A 529-nucleotide genomic window follows, 5' to 3' on the forward strand; every position below is an offset into this window, starting at 1 on the left:
GCGGCCGCGGTCTCCCACGAACGCGAAGCATTCCCGCTGTCGAACCGAACAGGAAAGGCCCGGGAGGGCACTGACGACGCTAGCGACGGGAGGGAACGGGGACGGGAAGGACGAGAAGCCGGAAGCGGAAGGGGACAGCGAGCCGGCGCCAGCCGGAGGGACAGCACGGAGCAGGAAGGGGCCACAAGGGACGGGACGCACGAGACAGCGCAGAGGACGGGGACGAGGGGAGGGAGCGAGGGGGAGGAGGAGGGGGAAAAGAGAGAAGAGGAAAGGGGGAAAAGGAGAGGGTAGAGGAATAAGGAGAGGTGACGAGGGCGATGAGAAGAAAGAAAAGGGGGGGAGGAAAGGGAGAAGGGGCAGATAAAGAAAGAGGGGAGGAGGGGGGGGAAGAGAAAGGAAGAATGGGGGAGGAGAAGGGAGGGAAGATGGGAAAAAAGGAGGAGGGGAAGGGAGGAGAAAATGAAGAAAAGGATGTGCGATGGGTAGCCGTTGTCGGCTCCGATTATGGTGCGGTGGTCACGCAGCA

At 62.0% G+C, this 529-nt stretch carries 1 pseudogene; it reads left to right on the top strand.

Annotation, left to right across the window (positions count from 1 at the left end):
* Nucleotides 1–320 precede the first annotated feature (320 nt).
* Nucleotides 321–529: pseudogene (locus tag WH91_RS21305) on the top strand (hypothetical protein); the annotation flags it as partial.

Origin of the sequence: Devosia psychrophila (assembly GCF_000971275.1) — a bacterium.
GTDB classification, from domain to species: Bacteria; Pseudomonadota; Alphaproteobacteria; order Rhizobiales; family Devosiaceae; genus Devosia; species Devosia psychrophila.